The sequence below is a fragment of the Thermosynechococcus sp. genome, from assembly GCF_046299635.1.
Lineage (GTDB): Bacteria > Cyanobacteriota > Cyanobacteriia > Thermosynechococcales > Thermosynechococcaceae > Thermosynechococcus.
This window is the reverse complement of the sequence record NZ_JBKBHV010000003.1, coordinates 34904-47962: the sequence shown is the minus strand read 5'-3', so window position 1 is coordinate 47962 and position 13059 is coordinate 34904. Positions and strand designations below refer to the sequence as shown.

The 13059-nt window shown below is 55.7% G+C and carries 16 protein-coding genes and 1 tRNA gene; 9 read left to right on the top strand and 8 right to left on the bottom strand.

Annotation, left to right across the window (positions count from 1 at the left end; all coding sequences use genetic code 11):
- The first annotated feature begins 139 nt into the window (after positions 1-139).
- Positions 140-1486 (top strand): MotA/TolQ/ExbB proton channel family protein, encoded by a 1347-nt coding sequence (locus ACK4IR_RS01890; protein ID WP_409871831.1) that lies wholly within the window; start codon positions 140-142, stop codon positions 1484-1486.
- Positions 1487-1504: 18 nt separating this feature from the next.
- Here the strand turns inward: ACK4IR_RS01890 and ACK4IR_RS01885 are convergent, their stop codons facing one another.
- A complete protein-coding gene (locus tag ACK4IR_RS01885; RefSeq protein ID WP_409871828.1) occupies positions 1505-1849 on the bottom strand; it encodes a histidine triad nucleotide-binding protein in 345 nt (114 codons plus the stop codon).
- 29 nt (positions 1850-1878) lie between these two features.
- Positions 1879-3087, bottom strand: coding sequence for a (E)-4-hydroxy-3-methylbut-2-enyl-diphosphate synthase (gene ispG, locus ACK4IR_RS01880; protein ID WP_409871825.1), 1209 nt, complete (start codon positions 3085-3087; stop codon positions 1879-1881).
- A 53-nt stretch (positions 3088-3140) separates the two neighbouring features.
- Between ispG and ACK4IR_RS01875 the strand changes: the two genes are divergently transcribed.
- From ACK4IR_RS01875 to ACK4IR_RS01860, 4 genes are all read left to right on the top strand, one after another.
- Positions 3141-3302, top strand: coding sequence for a hypothetical protein (locus ACK4IR_RS01875; protein WP_409871822.1), 162 nt, complete (start codon positions 3141-3143; stop codon positions 3300-3302).
- Positions 3271-3468, top strand: a complete 198-nt coding sequence (locus tag ACK4IR_RS01870) for a hypothetical protein (protein ID WP_409871820.1) — start codon at positions 3271-3273, stop codon at positions 3466-3468. The genes ACK4IR_RS01875 and ACK4IR_RS01870 overlap by 32 nt, the downstream gene beginning before the upstream one ends.
- A 15-nt stretch (positions 3469-3483) precedes the next feature.
- Positions 3484-4875, top strand: a complete 1392-nt coding sequence (gene argH / locus ACK4IR_RS01865; protein ID WP_409871817.1) for an argininosuccinate lyase — start codon at positions 3484-3486, stop codon at positions 4873-4875.
- A 98-nt stretch (positions 4876-4973) separates the two neighbouring features.
- Positions 4974-5690 carry a heme oxygenase (biliverdin-producing) gene (locus ACK4IR_RS01860; RefSeq protein WP_409871816.1) on the top strand — a complete coding sequence of 239 codons (717 nt, stop codon included), beginning with the start codon at positions 4974-4976 and terminating at the stop codon, positions 5688-5690.
- Between the two features lies 1 nt (position 5691).
- Here the strand turns inward: ACK4IR_RS01860 and ACK4IR_RS01855 are convergent, their stop codons facing one another.
- The gene (locus ACK4IR_RS01855; protein ID WP_409871813.1) at positions 5692-7014 is read right to left on the bottom strand and encodes a TldD/PmbA family protein; all 1323 of its coding nucleotides are present in this window, start codon (positions 7012-7014) and stop codon (positions 5692-5694) included.
- A gap of 137 nt (positions 7015-7151) precedes the next feature.
- On the opposite strand from ACK4IR_RS01855, the gene ACK4IR_RS01850 reads away from it, so the two are divergent.
- Positions 7152-8024 carry an SDR family oxidoreductase gene (locus ACK4IR_RS01850; RefSeq protein WP_409871810.1) on the top strand — a complete coding sequence of 291 codons (873 nt, stop codon included), beginning with the start codon at positions 7152-7154 and terminating at the stop codon, positions 8022-8024.
- On the opposite strand, the gene ACK4IR_RS01845 is transcribed toward ACK4IR_RS01850, so the two are convergent.
- On the bottom strand, positions 8021-8878 hold the full coding sequence (locus tag ACK4IR_RS01845) for an N-acetylmuramoyl-L-alanine amidase (RefSeq protein WP_409871808.1): 858 nt from the start codon (positions 8876-8878) through the stop codon (positions 8021-8023). The two genes, ACK4IR_RS01850 and ACK4IR_RS01845, sit on opposite strands and share 4 nt — an antisense overlap.
- A 65-nt stretch (positions 8879-8943) precedes the next feature.
- Here ACK4IR_RS01845 and aroF point away from each other — a divergent pair, with 65 nt between their 5' ends.
- Both aroF and ACK4IR_RS01835 read left to right on the top strand, forming a co-directional pair.
- Positions 8944-9975: a 3-deoxy-7-phosphoheptulonate synthase gene (gene aroF / locus ACK4IR_RS01840; RefSeq protein ID WP_409871805.1), complete on the top strand. Its 1032-nt coding sequence runs from the start codon at positions 8944-8946 to the stop codon at positions 9973-9975.
- An 11-nt stretch (positions 9976-9986) separates the two neighbouring features.
- Positions 9987-10475 carry a GNAT family N-acetyltransferase gene (locus ACK4IR_RS01835; protein WP_409871802.1) on the top strand — a complete coding sequence of 163 codons (489 nt, stop codon included), beginning with the start codon at positions 9987-9989 and terminating at the stop codon, positions 10473-10475.
- Here the strand turns inward: ACK4IR_RS01835 and ACK4IR_RS01830 are convergent.
- On the bottom strand, positions 10456-10782 hold the full coding sequence (locus ACK4IR_RS01830) for a hypothetical protein (protein ID WP_409871800.1): 327 nt from the start codon (positions 10780-10782) through the stop codon (positions 10456-10458). The two genes, ACK4IR_RS01835 and ACK4IR_RS01830, sit on opposite strands and share 20 nt — an antisense overlap.
- A 3-nt stretch (positions 10783-10785) precedes the next feature.
- On the bottom strand, positions 10786-11334 hold the full coding sequence (locus ACK4IR_RS01825; protein WP_409871797.1) for a thioredoxin family protein: 549 nt from the start codon (positions 11332-11334) through the stop codon (positions 10786-10788).
- Positions 11335-11458: 124 nt separating this feature from the next.
- Here ACK4IR_RS01825 and ACK4IR_RS01820 point away from each other — a divergent pair.
- A tRNA-Val gene (locus tag ACK4IR_RS01820) sits at positions 11459-11531 on the top strand.
- Between the two features lie 16 nt (positions 11532-11547).
- On the opposite strand, the gene ACK4IR_RS01815 is transcribed toward ACK4IR_RS01820, so the two are convergent.
- Entirely contained in the window at positions 11548-12246 is a 699-nt protein-coding gene (locus ACK4IR_RS01815) for a DUF1449 domain-containing protein (RefSeq protein ID WP_409871794.1), read from the bottom strand.
- Positions 12247-12250: 4 nt separating this feature from the next.
- Positions 12251-13039, bottom strand: coding sequence for a TIGR03943 family putative permease subunit (locus tag ACK4IR_RS01810; RefSeq protein ID WP_409871791.1), 789 nt, complete (start codon positions 13037-13039; stop codon positions 12251-12253).
- Between the last annotated feature and the right edge of the window lie 20 nt (positions 13040-13059).

The window sequence follows — 13059 nt, the reverse complement described above, 5'->3', positions numbered from 1 at the left end:
AACCGAATTTAAGATTGCTGTTAGATGCCTACGGTCAAAAACTTGCCCGTTTGTTCCGGTGGCAGCAAGCCGCAGCCGTTTCTAAAATTTGAGGCGCCTTCACGATAGATTGAAAAGTGTCCGCGCCCTGAGTCTGGTCATGACAGCTTCTTCTGCCGTTTCGACAACCCCTAGCCCTTCCCTCATGCCGGTGGCCGTCCCCCGTCGTGATCTGGCCGTTCCTCTCTGGTTGGCGCTGGCGATCGCTGCCGTTGCCACGGTCATCCTGTACATTTTCTTTTTGCCCTTTCAGGGCACCTATATCGGCCAACTGCTCCTCAATCGCGGCTGGACACAACCGGTGGCCATCTTTTTTGCCTGGACGGTGCTGATCTTTACGACGTTGAAGGCGATCGCCCTCTTGCAACAGGCACCCAGTCTGCGGCAAATCTGGATCCCCGCCAACTACCCCTTCACCTCGATGCGGGATATTTTGCAATTACAGCAAACCCTTGCCCAACGGCGGACGCTCCTTCCCAATCGCTGCGCCCGTGTTCTGGCGGCGTTTCTCAGTAGTGGCCAACGAGAGATTGCCGCTGAAGCCGCCGCCGAGGAGAGTGGCAGTGCCGCCGCCACCACCGATGCCTCCTATACGATTCCGCGGGTCTTGGTATGGGCGATTCCCCTCTTGGGCTTTATCGGCACCGTAGTCGGAATTAGTCAAGCGGTCAGTGGCTTTTCCAGCTTTTTGGAGACGGCTCAGGACGTAAACCAGATTAAGGAGGGGATTGGCGGGGTGACAACGGGGCTAGCCGTGGCCTTTGATACCACGCTCGTGGCTTTGGTGCTCAGTGTTCTGGTGATGATCCCGATGGTGATCGTTGAGCGCTGGGAGAATAAACTGCTGCTGCAGATTGACACCTACATTAACGATCAACTGCTGCCGCGGCTGCCCGTCCCCAATACCTACGGCGGGGTGGATCAGGAAACCCTTCAAGAGGTGATTCAGGCAACAATTCGCACAGAGTTGCCCACGGCAGAACGGCTGCAACAACTGTTGGACAACCTCAATCAACTGACCCATGCAGTGGCCAAGGATCGGCAGCAATTTGTGGACACACTGGAGGAGCGCCAGCAACGATCCATTGAGCAGTTCGAGCGCCTTGTGACCCAGATCCAGCAGCGGCAAGGGGAACTGCTGGCGCAGGTCAATCAGGAACAGACTGCCATTGCCCAAGAACTACGGCAACAGAGTCAATACATTGCCCAACTGCTTGCCCAGAGCGATCGCACCCTGCAACAGCGGTTACAACTGTTAGAAACCCTCCACCAAGCCCTGCAAGCCCTTGCCGATACAGGCAATCTGCACCTGCTCCTCAGCAACCTCAACCACACGTTGGGGACTCTGCAGCCGGTGCTGCGGCAACTGGCTCAACCTCGACGGGTCACCCTCGTGGAGCAGCCCGGTGCCGTGGAGGGGGGCGATCGCTTCCCTGAAATCGGTTAAGACGGAGAGCAATAGCCTTCAACCCGGCGGCCACTGCATCGCTCGCCCCCCCAACAGGTGCAGGTGCAGATGATAAACCGTTTGACCACCATCGGGGCCGTTGTTAATCACAATGCGATAGCCGTTGGTTAAGCCTTCTGCCTCGGCAATGCGTTTGGCCGTGAGGAGCAGGTGCCCCAGCACCCCGTGATCCTCCGGTTCTGCCAAGCTAAGTTGGGGAATCGGCTTTTTGGGGATCACCAGAATATGCACCGGCGCTTGGGGATGGATGTCGCGAAAGGCCAGACACAGCTCATCCTCGTGGACAATGTCGGCGGGCACCTCGCGGCGAATAATGCGGCTAAAAATAGTTTCGGTGGTCATTGTCTGAGTCCTCACAACTGCTTAATGGTTTAAGGATCAACCCAGCGGCCGTCGGCCTTGATTAACTCCACAAGGGCAGCTACTCCCTCAGATTCAGGGACTTTCTTGACCTCTTCACGACCGCGATAGAGGGAGATATAGCCGGGTTGTTTGCCCACATAGCCATAGTCGGCGTCGGCCATTTCACCGGGGCCATTGACAATACAGCCCATGACGGCAATGTTCAGACCCGTTAGGTGCTTTGTGGCTTCCCGCACTTTGTGCAGCACTTCCTCAAGGTTAAAGAGTGTCCGCCCACAGGAGGGGCAGGCCACGTATTCCACCATGGTTCGCCGCAGTCCCAAGGCCTGCAAAATGCCGTAGCAGACGGGGATTTCGTTTTCCGGCGGTTCGGTGAGGGAGACGCGAATCGTATCGCCAATGCCCTCCGCAAGAAGGGTGGCAATCCCGGCGGTGGACTTGATGCGGCCGTACTCGCCATCGCCGGCTTCGGTGACCCCGAGGTGCAGAGGGTAGTCCATGCCCAGTTCGTCCATGCGCTTGACCATGAGGCGGTTGGCGGCAATCATCACGGGCACCCGTGAGGCCTTGAGGGAAATTTCTAGGTTGTAGAAGTTCAAAGACTCGCAGATACGGATAAATTCAAGGGCAGATTCCACCATACCTTCGGGGGTATCGCCGTAGGTAAAGAGCATCCGCTCGGAAAGGGAGCCGTGATTGACCCCAATGCGCATGGATTTGCCCTGATCCCGCAGCGAGATGACCAATGGCTCAAGGGTTTCGCGAATTTTGGCTCCGATTTCTTCAAACTCAGCTTGGGTATATTCGGTGCGATCCGGCTTGGGTTTCTCAAAGACGTATAGCCCCGGATTGATGCGCACATTGTCCACATATTTAGCCACTTCGAGGGCAATTTTCATGCCATTGTGGTGCACATCGGCAACAAGGGGCACGGGTTTATAGGTTTTGTAGAGGCGATCGCGAATTGCTTCCATGGCCTTAGCATGGGCAAGACTGGGCACTGTCACTCGCACAATTTCGCAGCCAATTTCATGGAGACGCCGAATCGCGGCCACTGAGCCTTCAATATCCAAGGTGTCTTCATTGATCATCGATTGCACCGCGATGGGATGACCACCTCCAATCGTGACAGAGCCAATGGGCACAGGACGGGTTTTGCGACGGACAATGGCGGTTTCTGTCGGCGTAGCTTGAACAGGACTCGGCAGCGTTTGCATAGGATTTGCGTGGCCAAATTGCGCAACTTCTCCCTTTCAGGATGCCACAGAAGTTGTCTGATGCGGCAGGCGATTCCCCCATTGGCAGCGGTGGTCTGCGAAACCAAGTTCGACCGGCGGGCAGCTTGGCGATCGCCCCCACCTCCGCTACGATCAACATGAATTCCGTTTCCGCCAATGGCTATGAATGCGACACCGAACTACTTTATTGCTAGCCAAATGACCATTGAGCCGCAGATTATTGTGGCCCAAAAGTTCAAAGATACCCTCGGCGAAGACGTGGCCAAAGCGTGGGCCAATTTCGTTGATTCAGGTCAACTGTGGGCGGTGATTATCGGCTTTGCCATCGGTTGGATTTTTGGCAAGCTCCTGAATTTTTAGCCCTGAGAACGACCTGTGAGCGCCCAACCCCAGCCTTGGAGCCAGCGCTTTGAACAAGCCCTCCATCCGGCGATCGCCCGCTTTAACGCCAGTATTGGTTTTGACATTCGCCTCATTGAATATGACCTGAGTGGCTCTCAAGCCCATGCTAAGATGCTGGCTCAAACAGGCATTATTTCCCCCGCCGAAGCAGAAACCCTGATCCAAGGCCTAGAACAAATTCGCCAAGAATACCGAGCCGGCCAATTTACCCCCGGCATTGAGGCGGAGGATGTTCACCTTGCCGTCGAACGCCGCCTTATCGAATTGGTGGGGGAGGTGGGGAAAAAGCTGCACACGGCGCGATCGCGCAACGATCAGGTGGGCACCGACATTCGCCTTTATCTGCGCGCGGAAATTGACGGGATACTTCAGCAGTTGCGGCAGTGGCAGCGCACTCTTTTGGATGTAGCCGAATCCCATGTGGAAACCCTCATCCCCGGCTATACCCACCTGCAACGGGCACAGCCCCTAAGTTTAGCGCACCATCTGCTGGCCTATGTGGAAATGGCCGAGCGGGATATCGAGCGCCTGCGGCAAATTCGTGAGCGGGTGAATGTCTCTCCCTTGGGGGCCGGGGCACTGGCGGGCACCACGTTCCCGATTGATCGCCACTACACCGCCCAGTTGTTGGGCTTTCGTGAACCCTATCGCAATAGCCTCGATGCCGTCAGCGATCGCGATTTTGCCGTTGAATTTCTCTGTGCTGCCAGCCTAATCATGGTGCATCTGTCGCGGCTGTCGGAGGAGATTATTCTTTGGGCTTCTGAGGAGTTTGCCTTTGTCAAGCTCAGCGATAGCTGTGCCACCGGCTCTAGCATCATGCCCCAAAAGAAAAATCCCGATGTGCCGGAGTTGGTGCGGGGAAAAACAGGGCGGGTCTTTGGTCACCTGCAAGCGCTCTTGGTGATCCTGAAGGGGCTACCCTTGGCCTATAACAAGGATCTGCAAGAGGACAAAGAAGCCCTGTTCGATGCCGTGGATACCGTCCGTGCCTGCCTAGAGGCAATGACGATCCTGATGGCGGAGGGGGTGGTATTTCAAACGGAGCGCTTGGCGGCGGCGGTTGCCCAGGATTTTGCCAATGCCACCGATGTGGCCGATTACTTGGCGGCCAAGGGAGTGCCCTTCCGCGAGGCCTACAATCTAGTGGGGCAGGTGGTGAAAACCTGTCTTGCCCAGGGGAAACTCCTCAAGGATCTTACCCTTGAAGAATGGCAAGCCTTGCACCCGGCCTTTGCAGCGGATATTTACGAACGGATTGCACCGCGACAGGTGGTGGCTGCCCGCAATAGCTATGGAGGCACAGGGTTTGATCGGGTGCGCCAAGCCCTTGCGGCGGCTCGCGATCGCCTTAATGATTTTTAATGAAAAATAGTGTCATTTCCCCTTAGCCTGAGAAATAGACTGTACTCACGGTCGCTTTTAGAAACAAAACGTTGCAAATTTTTAAGAAGGATCTCGTGATGACCACGTCTCTAGCGACGAAATTGCGCGAAGGCACCAAAAAAGCTCATACCATGGCCGAAAATGTGGGTTTTGTGCGCTGCTTCCTTAAGGGCACAGTAGAAAAAAGCTCTTACCGCAAGCTCGTTGCCAGCCTTTATCACGTGTACAGTGCCATGGAAGAGGAGATGGAGCGACTCAAAGACCATCCCATTGTGGGCAAAATTTACTTTCCCGAGCTGAACCGCAAAAACAGCCTTGAGCGAGATCTCATCTACTACTTTGGTTCCAACTGGCGAGAAGAAATTACCCCCTCGCCGGCTACCCAAACCTATGTTGCCCGCATTCACGAAGTGGCCAATACTGCCCCAGAACTCTTAGTGGCGCATTCCTATACCCGCTACTTGGGTGATCTTTCTGGCGGTCAAATTCTCAAGGGGATTGCTGAGCGAGCCATGAATCTCCAAGACGGCGAAGGCACGGCATTTTATCGCTTTGAATCCATCAGTGACGAAAAGGCCTTTAAGCAACTCTATCGCCAACGCCTCGATGAACTAGCAGTGGATGAGGCAACGGCCGACCGAATTGTGGAGGAGGCCAATGCGGCCTTTGGCATGAATATGAAAATTTTCCAAGAACTGGAGGGCAACCTGATCAAGGCCATTGGCCAGCTGCTGTTTAATACCCTCACCCGTCGCAAGCAGCGGGGCAGCACCGAATTGGCCACTGCCGAGTAGCCTAGAGGGTAAACTGGAAAGCCTTGACCAGCATCCCCGGTACGGTAATGCCCCCAAGGGAGCGCTGCTCATAGGTGTCCGTATTGGTAATCCAAACCGGCGCATCGGTCAAGGCCTCCAGCTGGCTGCCCCAAAACGCGTAGAGGCTATCATCGAACCGCAAATCGCTAATGGGGGCAACAATTTTCCCCTTCTCGACCCAGAAGCAGGCGTAGCGGGTCATACCGGTGATGCGGCCATGGGGGCGATCGCTCCAGTTGAGGTAGTGCAAATTCCCCACATAGAGGCCTGTATCGAGGGCAGCCAGCACCTCCTGCGCTGGTAGGGTTCCCGGTAAGACAAGGGGCGATCGCAGGGTTTCTTGGCGATTGGCACCGTTGGCCACAAGATTGTATTCCTGAGCGGTGCGCCGACTAATGAGCAGTGTTTGCAATTTGCCGCGATCGATCAAACACAGGCGAGGGGGCGCAATATCGCCATCGGCATTAAAACGGGGGACGGTTCCCGTCGTAAAGTCCTCCTGCAAACTAAAAAGGGGAGAGAGGGTGGCTCCCTCCCGGAGCTTGGCCAGGGCACTGCCGCCTTGGCGATAGGCGGCTTCACTCACGGCTCCCCAAGAGAGCATACCCACCAGCTCGGCCACAGCCGCCGGGGCAAAGTAGGTGCGATAGCGGCCGGGGGCTACCTGACGAGGCGGCTGGCTTAACTGGGCTAACTGCCGGCGATCGCCCTCAATTTGCGCTTGATACGTGGCATTGTCCCAATGGGTACCGGCGTAGCTGTTTTTCACCGCCTTACCCGCCGCCGTAAAGAGGGAGTAGTCCAAGCAAAAGGTTTCCGTGGCAAACCAGTGTTCCTGACCGGCAGAGTTAAAGCTGCCGCGAACGATCGTCCCACCGCTGTAAATGCCGACAAAATCAAGGTCTTGAACGGGCGTCAGAATTGTCTCTACGAGGGCATCAGGGTCGGGTAAGCGGCCAAGGTAGGTGTCCTGAATAGAGCCTGTATCCATTGGCGGCACAAGGTAAGGATCCACAGGCAGTTGCACCGTTTCGGAGCGCAATTGTGCCAAGTGGTCTAGAGCAGCCCCTAGATCCGCCGTCCCTGTGTACGGAAAAGAAGTGCTAGCCGTCCGTTGCTGCGATTGCAGGCGCAGGGTTACCACCGTATCTTCCACCATGCCAATTTGACGAACCCGCGCCTGGTTGAAGCGAATAAACTGGCTGGATTCACTCGCAATCTCAATGAAAAGTGCCTCTGTCGGTTTCAGGACAGCAAATAGCTCATGGCTCAGGTGCTGAGCAGCAGAAAAATCAAGTGTCATGCGGCGCAGAGTTCTTCTGAAGATTCTCAAGGGTATTCCTTAGAGTAACGTATTCTTTCTCTGTCCTCTAATATCGGCTTGCATTGCGGCTCGTGCTAAGGCACGCTGAGACAAGAACCCCTTAATAGTTCCGCTTCATGTACTTGGTCACGGGTGCCACAGGACAATTGGGTTTGCGGGTGGTACGCCGCTGTATCAGGCTGGGGCTACCCGTACGGGCGTTTGTGCGCCTGACGAGCCAATACGATCTCCTCAAGGAATGGGGTGCCGAGATTTTCATTGGCGATCTGCAACAGCCCCGCGATATTCAGGCTGCCATGGGGGGGGTAGAAGCCGTCATTTGCTGCCATGGTAGTCAGTTACTCAGCCGTGCCATTCAGGCCATTGATTACCGTGCCACATTGGACGTGATTCAGGCGGCTCAGGAACGGGGAGTGCGCCATGTCACGCTGATTTCTCCTTTGGCGGTGACAGGCGATCGCCGGCAGTCCCCCTTTCTCAAGGCCAAGTACGAAGTCGAGCAGGTGCTCATTAGCAGTGGCCTGAACTACAGCATTTTCCGCTGTCCCACCCTCATGTCCAGTTTGCTTCCCCTTGCGGAGCGCTTTCAGCAGACGGGGGTTTACATTGTCCTTGGGAATCCGCAGCATCGCTTGCAACTGCTGAGTCCTGAGGATTTAGCCCGTTGTATTCTCATTGCCAGTCAAGTGAGTCAGCCAGCGATTTTTAGCATGGCACATCCAGAGGTCTTGACCCGCCAAGAGATTGCTGATCGCCTCGGCCGTTTTTTCAATAGGCGCCCCTTTGTGATGACGCTGCCCCTGAGTGTGATTGATGGTGCTCGCCAGTTTCTCGGCATCATGAGTCGTGATTTGGAGGCCAGTCTGGGAACGCTACGGACACTGTTGGCCTATGAAAGTCTCTGCCCTACTAGTGAAATTGAACGTGCCCAAGCCTATTTTCAACTCTCCTTTGAATCCCTAGAGACGTTTTTGGGTCGCTACTTTTAGGAGGGGATCTCCCCACAGGGGCGATCGCGATAGAACTGCAAATAGCGATTAAACTTAGCCCACTCAAAGCTGCGCGGATCCCTGCGCTCCCCAGAGCGATCCACCGCCGCATGGGTCGTAATCCGCTCCGGGTCAATGCCTGTTTGTGCTACCAGCCATGCCAAGGCACGGTATTGGGCATCGGTATAGCCTGTGTGTCGCGAACCATTGTGCCAGCCTTGGGGCGGTGTTTCTAGAGAGAAGTGGAGGGCAAAGTTATTCACTGAAGGGGCAAGGCGGGGATTAGTCTGGACAGTTTCATTGCCAAAAACGGAGTTCCCCGCTCCATAGGCACGTTTTGACCAAGGCACTAAGTGCAGCAGCCAACCCCTGAGGGTGATCAATTCATGGTAGCTGGCCTGATCCTCATCCCGCGGATGGGGTGTCCGGAAAAAGTCAAGCGTTGATTGGGCAGAGGCCGCCGTTTCATGGAGAACAATCAGGGGGGCATGCTCCACCACTTGGCCGCGAATATCGGTGCGGTAGCGATCGCCGAAATTGGTGGGATGCGCCGGCACGCTGTACCAAGGGGGAGCTAAGGAACACTGTTGATGAACTTGGCGCACTTGGGCAAAAAGGTTCTCATAGATTGCGCCGTCACTGCGTTGCAGGGGCAACAGGGAAGGGGGCGATGCCTCAGGTGAGGTTGCCGGTGAATCAAATTGGGGATCGTCAATGGACACCGCTTGGCGCAGGTCAAGGGGGCGATCGCCAGCGGGCATCGAACCGATCATCGCACTCCACAGCGAGAGGACAACAACGGTAGCGATCGCTAGGGAAATCAAAAACCGCAGGGCTTGGGGACGACGGCGCATAGGGCCGAACCAATCTGGCACAATACAATCAAACCTTAAGCCGAAATGTTGGGATTAGCAAGCCGATGATCATCGTTCTAAAAAGTGGCACCCCCACTGAAGAGATTGAACGGGTTAGCAGCGAGATGCGCAGTTGGGGACTCACCCCCGAAAAAATCGTGGGCAAGCACAAGGTAGTGATCGGTCTTGTCGGTGAAACAGCAGAACTCGATCCATTGCGAATTCAGGAAATTAGTCCTTGGATTGAGCATGTGCTCCGGGTTGAGCAGCCCTTCAAGCGAGCCAGTCGCGAATATCGCCACGGTGAACCCAGTGAAGTGGTGGTGCCCACCCCCAACGGAGAGGTGATTTTCGGCGAAGGCCATGATGTGGTGGTGGTGGCCGGCCCTTGTTCCGTTGAGAATGAGTCCATGATCATTGAAACGGCAGAGCGGGTGAAAGCGGCAGGCGCCAAATTCCTGCGCGGCGGTGCCTACAAGCCCCGTACCTCCCCCTATGCCTTCCAAGGTCACGGCGAGAGTGCCCTTGATCTGTTGGCGGCAGCCAAGGCAAAAACGGGTTTGGGCATCATTACGGAGGTGATGGATGCAGCGGATCTGGAAAAAATTGCCGAAGTGGCCGATGTGCTGCAAATCGGCGCCCGCAACATGCAAAACTTTTCACTGCTGAAGCGCATCGGTGCCCAACCCAAGCCCGTCCTCCTGAAACGGGGAATGTCCGCCACGATTGAGGAATGGCTGATGGCGGCGGAGTATATTTTGGCGGCAGGAAACCCCAATGTAATTCTCTGTGAACGGGGGATTCGTACCTTTGACCGCGAATATACCCGCAATACACTCGATCTGGCGGCAATCCCGGTGCTGCGCAAGCTCACCCACCTGCCGATTATGATTGACCCCAGCCATGGTACCGGCTGGGCGGAATTTGTTCCTCCCATGGCCAAAGCTGCCGTGGCCGCAGGCGCCGATGCCCTCATGATTGAAGTGCACCCGAACCCGGCAAAAGCCCTCTCCGATGGTGCCCAATCCCTGACGCCGGATCAGTTTGACGAGTTGATGCAGGCGCTGCAACGTCCCCTAGTCAGCCTTAGCCGCTAGGAAAGCACTCTATGACCGATATGCTGGTGAAGCTCTACGATCTCACCGTGGACTGGCCTGCCGTGATGGCGCATCAGCAGCAGGGAATTCACTATCGGCAGCCCTTGGGATCGGAAGTGGAGCATATTGTCCAATGGGTGGGCGATCGCTTTAGTGGGGGTTGGCGCAGTGAAGTAGCCGTTGCCCTGAGCCGGCGGCCGCCCCGAGGACTGATTGCGGTACAGGAGGGAGAATTGCTGGGCTTTGCCTGCTACGATGCCGCCGCCTTGGGACTCTTTGGGCCGATGGCCGTGGCCGAACCCTACCGCGGGCAGGGAATTGGTCGGCTGCTGTTGCAGTTAACGTTAGCGCAAATGCGTGCGGCCGGCTATGCCTATGCTGTCATTGGCTGGGTCTCCGCGGAGGCTTTTTATGCCAAGACCGTTGGCGCCATCCCCATTCCCGATTCTCGCCCCGGACTCTGGGCAACTGCCTTGCAGATTAGCCCATCAGGCTCTTAACCAGCAGGCCAAGGACAAATCCCAAGCCGCCAAAGCGAACCAATTGCCAAAAGTTTTCTTGGGCGAGAATTTCTTGCCAGCATTCCCGTGCCGCCTCCCCCAGATGAAACAGCAGGGTCAGGCCAAACTCCGCCTCCAGTTGCCGCAGCTCCTGTTGCAAGCGATCGCGCTCTTGATCTAAGGCCGCTTGATTACGTGCTTTCAACCGCGCTTGGGTGGCCTTGATCTGCTCATACTCACGATAAAGCTGTGCCATGCGCGCCTGCGTCTCTTCATAGACCTGACGCACCTCATCTTGGGGTTCCACAGTCTAGCCCCCATGACTGCGGGGATCATCACTGCGCCGGCGGGCCAGAGGACTTGGCAGTTGGGACATTTCACCCACCTGTTGACCGTAGGGGAGGGGGAGGTTATTGACGAGGGCTTCCAAGTTTTTGGCCATCACTTCCTTGGGTTGGTGGCCGATCGCCACCGCTTGGGGTTCTAAGTGCCGATTCAAAAAGACAAAGTGGGGAATGCCGTCCACATTAAACCGCTCAATTTCCGGTAGCCATTTGGTGTTGTCCACATTCAGCATGACAAAGTTCAGGCGATCGCGATACTGTGCCTTTAATTCCCCCAAGTCCTTGGCCATAGCGCGGCAGGTGCTACACCAGTTGGCGTAAAACTCTAAGAGCGTGGGCTTGCCATTAACTTGAGCCTCCTCCCAAGGGGTGGCGTGCTGGGCTTGCTCGGCGAGGGTGAGGGGTTGATGGCGACTGCGCAAACCGGCAAATAGGGCAAGACTAATGAGAATGGCCACAACCGCAATCACAAAGTTGCGTAGCCGTTGACCACTGGCTGCCGTTGCTGCTCCCATAGGGTGTTCCTTGCACGTCTCGACACGTTGATCCTAACGGATTTTCTTAGCGCAAGATGACTTTAAGGGTGAAAAGGACTGTTAAAAAGGCTGTACCTTTGCTACAATTTATACTCTGGAGTCTGGGCGGTTAACTCAGTTGGTAGAGTATCTCGTTTACACCGAGGCTGTCGGGGGTTCGAGTCCCTCACCGCCCATCGCAACATCAATGCCTCAAGCGTCTTGACTATCCTTGATCTGGGACTGCCGTTGCTGGTGTAACCATGTGGCTTCGTCCAAACTATCTTTGGCCACAACAATGTACTCATTCTCTTGGCGATCAATAATTAAAATTTCCTGACCATGCTGCGGGGTTACGGTTGCCCAAGAAGGCACTACGGCGGGCAGAATTAAGCGATTGCGATTGGCATCCAAAACACTCACTTGACCAATACCCGTACCACTGCGGGGAATATGGGCAGAACTGACGTGGCCACTACACCCCAGTAGGCGATCGCGACTGGTATCTTCGCTAAACTGCGCAAAAATCTGTCCCAAAGGCCGCGAACACAGGCTCCCAATTGTTAGCGCTAACAGCAGGGCAGCGATCGCAATGACCCCCGACCACACCACCCCCGGCCAACTGCCCCTCAACGTGTAAAAGAGGACATTGAAGAACCAGCCCAACACGCCCAAAAGGCTAAAGTCCAAGGCGAGCAAGAGAATGAGGGGTGCTCTCCCCACCCCCAACCAATGCAAAATCGTCAGAAACGAGATGCCCTCCTCCAGTTCGACCTCCACTTCCAAGGGATCGGCATCTCCCTCTAATTCAACCTCTTCATCGCTCACATCACCAAAGATCACTGTCAAAAAGAGCAAGACCCCCATGCCCAAGACAATCCAGTAGGGAGTGTGAATCAAGTGAAACAGCATTGCCCTAGTACATAAAGGGATTTTCAGGCTCAGGAATCGGCGTTATTCTCTCAGCAACCAGTACCAATTGGCGGCGGTCATTGAGGGTTTCTGTGGTCATCCGACCTTCCACGCGAAACCACTGATCTTGGGGATAGGCTTGGCGCGATCGCCCCAATTTTACCGGCAGTCCGACGGGATAGGCATCCGCTGCACAACAGGTAATGACAAAACGGGTGAGGGTGAGATAGGTCTCCGGCAATTGGGGACTATGGACGGCAAATCCCTCAATGCGAGCAGGCAAGCCCCTATAGGCATCGGGTTCGGGATAGACATCAAGGGTGCGAATCCAGTCAATGAGCGTGCGCTTCTCAGGCCGTTGATTGAGGCGAAAGGCCACCGGACTATTGCGTGTCACCGTCAAGCCATCCTCGAGACCGCGATGAATGGCCGTTGCACTATTGAAAGGACGGGGCGTAATCACCAACCCCACTACTGCCGCAAAAATCAGGACACTGAGCGTCCAACGGGCTGGTAAGAGCGCAACATGCTGCACAGGTGTCAGGCGCCCCCGCCACAACCGCCACCCTTGCCAACCACTCACAACAACTAAAAGAAACCCGGCAGCGATCGCCAGCCCAAAATAGTTAGGGTGAATCAGCAACCCCAGTCGCCCCTGCAACCAATATTGGAGAAACAAGGTTCCCCAGAGGAGGAGTGCCACAACCGTCCACCACTCCTGCTGTAGCCAGCGACGGCGCGTGATCATGCGTTGGACACGCGGAGAGTAGTGATTGGAGGAGCTAGAAAACATGGGGCGGTGGAGAATTCACC

Excerpts from the sequence above, each read along its gene's own strand:
- ACK4IR_RS01890 (WP_409871831.1), top strand. The coding sequence starts at position 140 with ATGACAGCTTCTTCTGCCGTTTCGACAACCCCTAGCCCTTCCCTCATG.
- ACK4IR_RS01885 (WP_409871828.1), bottom strand. The coding sequence starts at position 1,849 with ATGACCACCGAAACTATTTTTAGCCGCATTATTCGCCGCGAGGTGCCC.
- ispG (WP_409871825.1), bottom strand. The coding sequence starts at position 3,087 with ATGCAAACGCTGCCGAGTCCTGTTCAAGCTACGCCGACAGAAACCGCC.
- ACK4IR_RS01870 (WP_409871820.1), top strand. The coding sequence starts at position 3,271 with ATGAATGCGACACCGAACTACTTTATTGCTAGCCAAATGACCATTGAG.
- ACK4IR_RS01860 (WP_409871816.1), top strand. The coding sequence starts at position 4,974 with ATGACCACGTCTCTAGCGACGAAATTGCGCGAAGGCACCAAAAAAGCT.
- ACK4IR_RS01855 (WP_409871813.1), bottom strand. The coding sequence starts at position 7,014 with ATGACACTTGATTTTTCTGCTGCTCAGCACCTGAGCCATGAGCTATTT.
- ACK4IR_RS01850 (WP_409871810.1), top strand. The coding sequence starts at position 7,152 with ATGTACTTGGTCACGGGTGCCACAGGACAATTGGGTTTGCGGGTGGTA.
- ACK4IR_RS01845 (WP_409871808.1), bottom strand. The coding sequence starts at position 8,878 with ATGCGCCGTCGTCCCCAAGCCCTGCGGTTTTTGATTTCCCTAGCGATC.
- aroF (WP_409871805.1), top strand. The coding sequence starts at position 8,944 with ATGATCATCGTTCTAAAAAGTGGCACCCCCACTGAAGAGATTGAACGG.
- ACK4IR_RS01835 (WP_409871802.1), top strand. The coding sequence starts at position 9,987 with ATGACCGATATGCTGGTGAAGCTCTACGATCTCACCGTGGACTGGCCT.
- ACK4IR_RS01825 (WP_409871797.1), bottom strand. The coding sequence starts at position 11,334 with ATGGGAGCAGCAACGGCAGCCAGTGGTCAACGGCTACGCAACTTTGTG.
- ACK4IR_RS01815 (WP_409871794.1), bottom strand. The coding sequence starts at position 12,246 with ATGCTGTTTCACTTGATTCACACTCCCTACTGGATTGTCTTGGGCATG.
- ACK4IR_RS01810 (WP_409871791.1), bottom strand. The coding sequence starts at position 13,039 with ATGTTTTCTAGCTCCTCCAATCACTACTCTCCGCGTGTCCAACGCATG.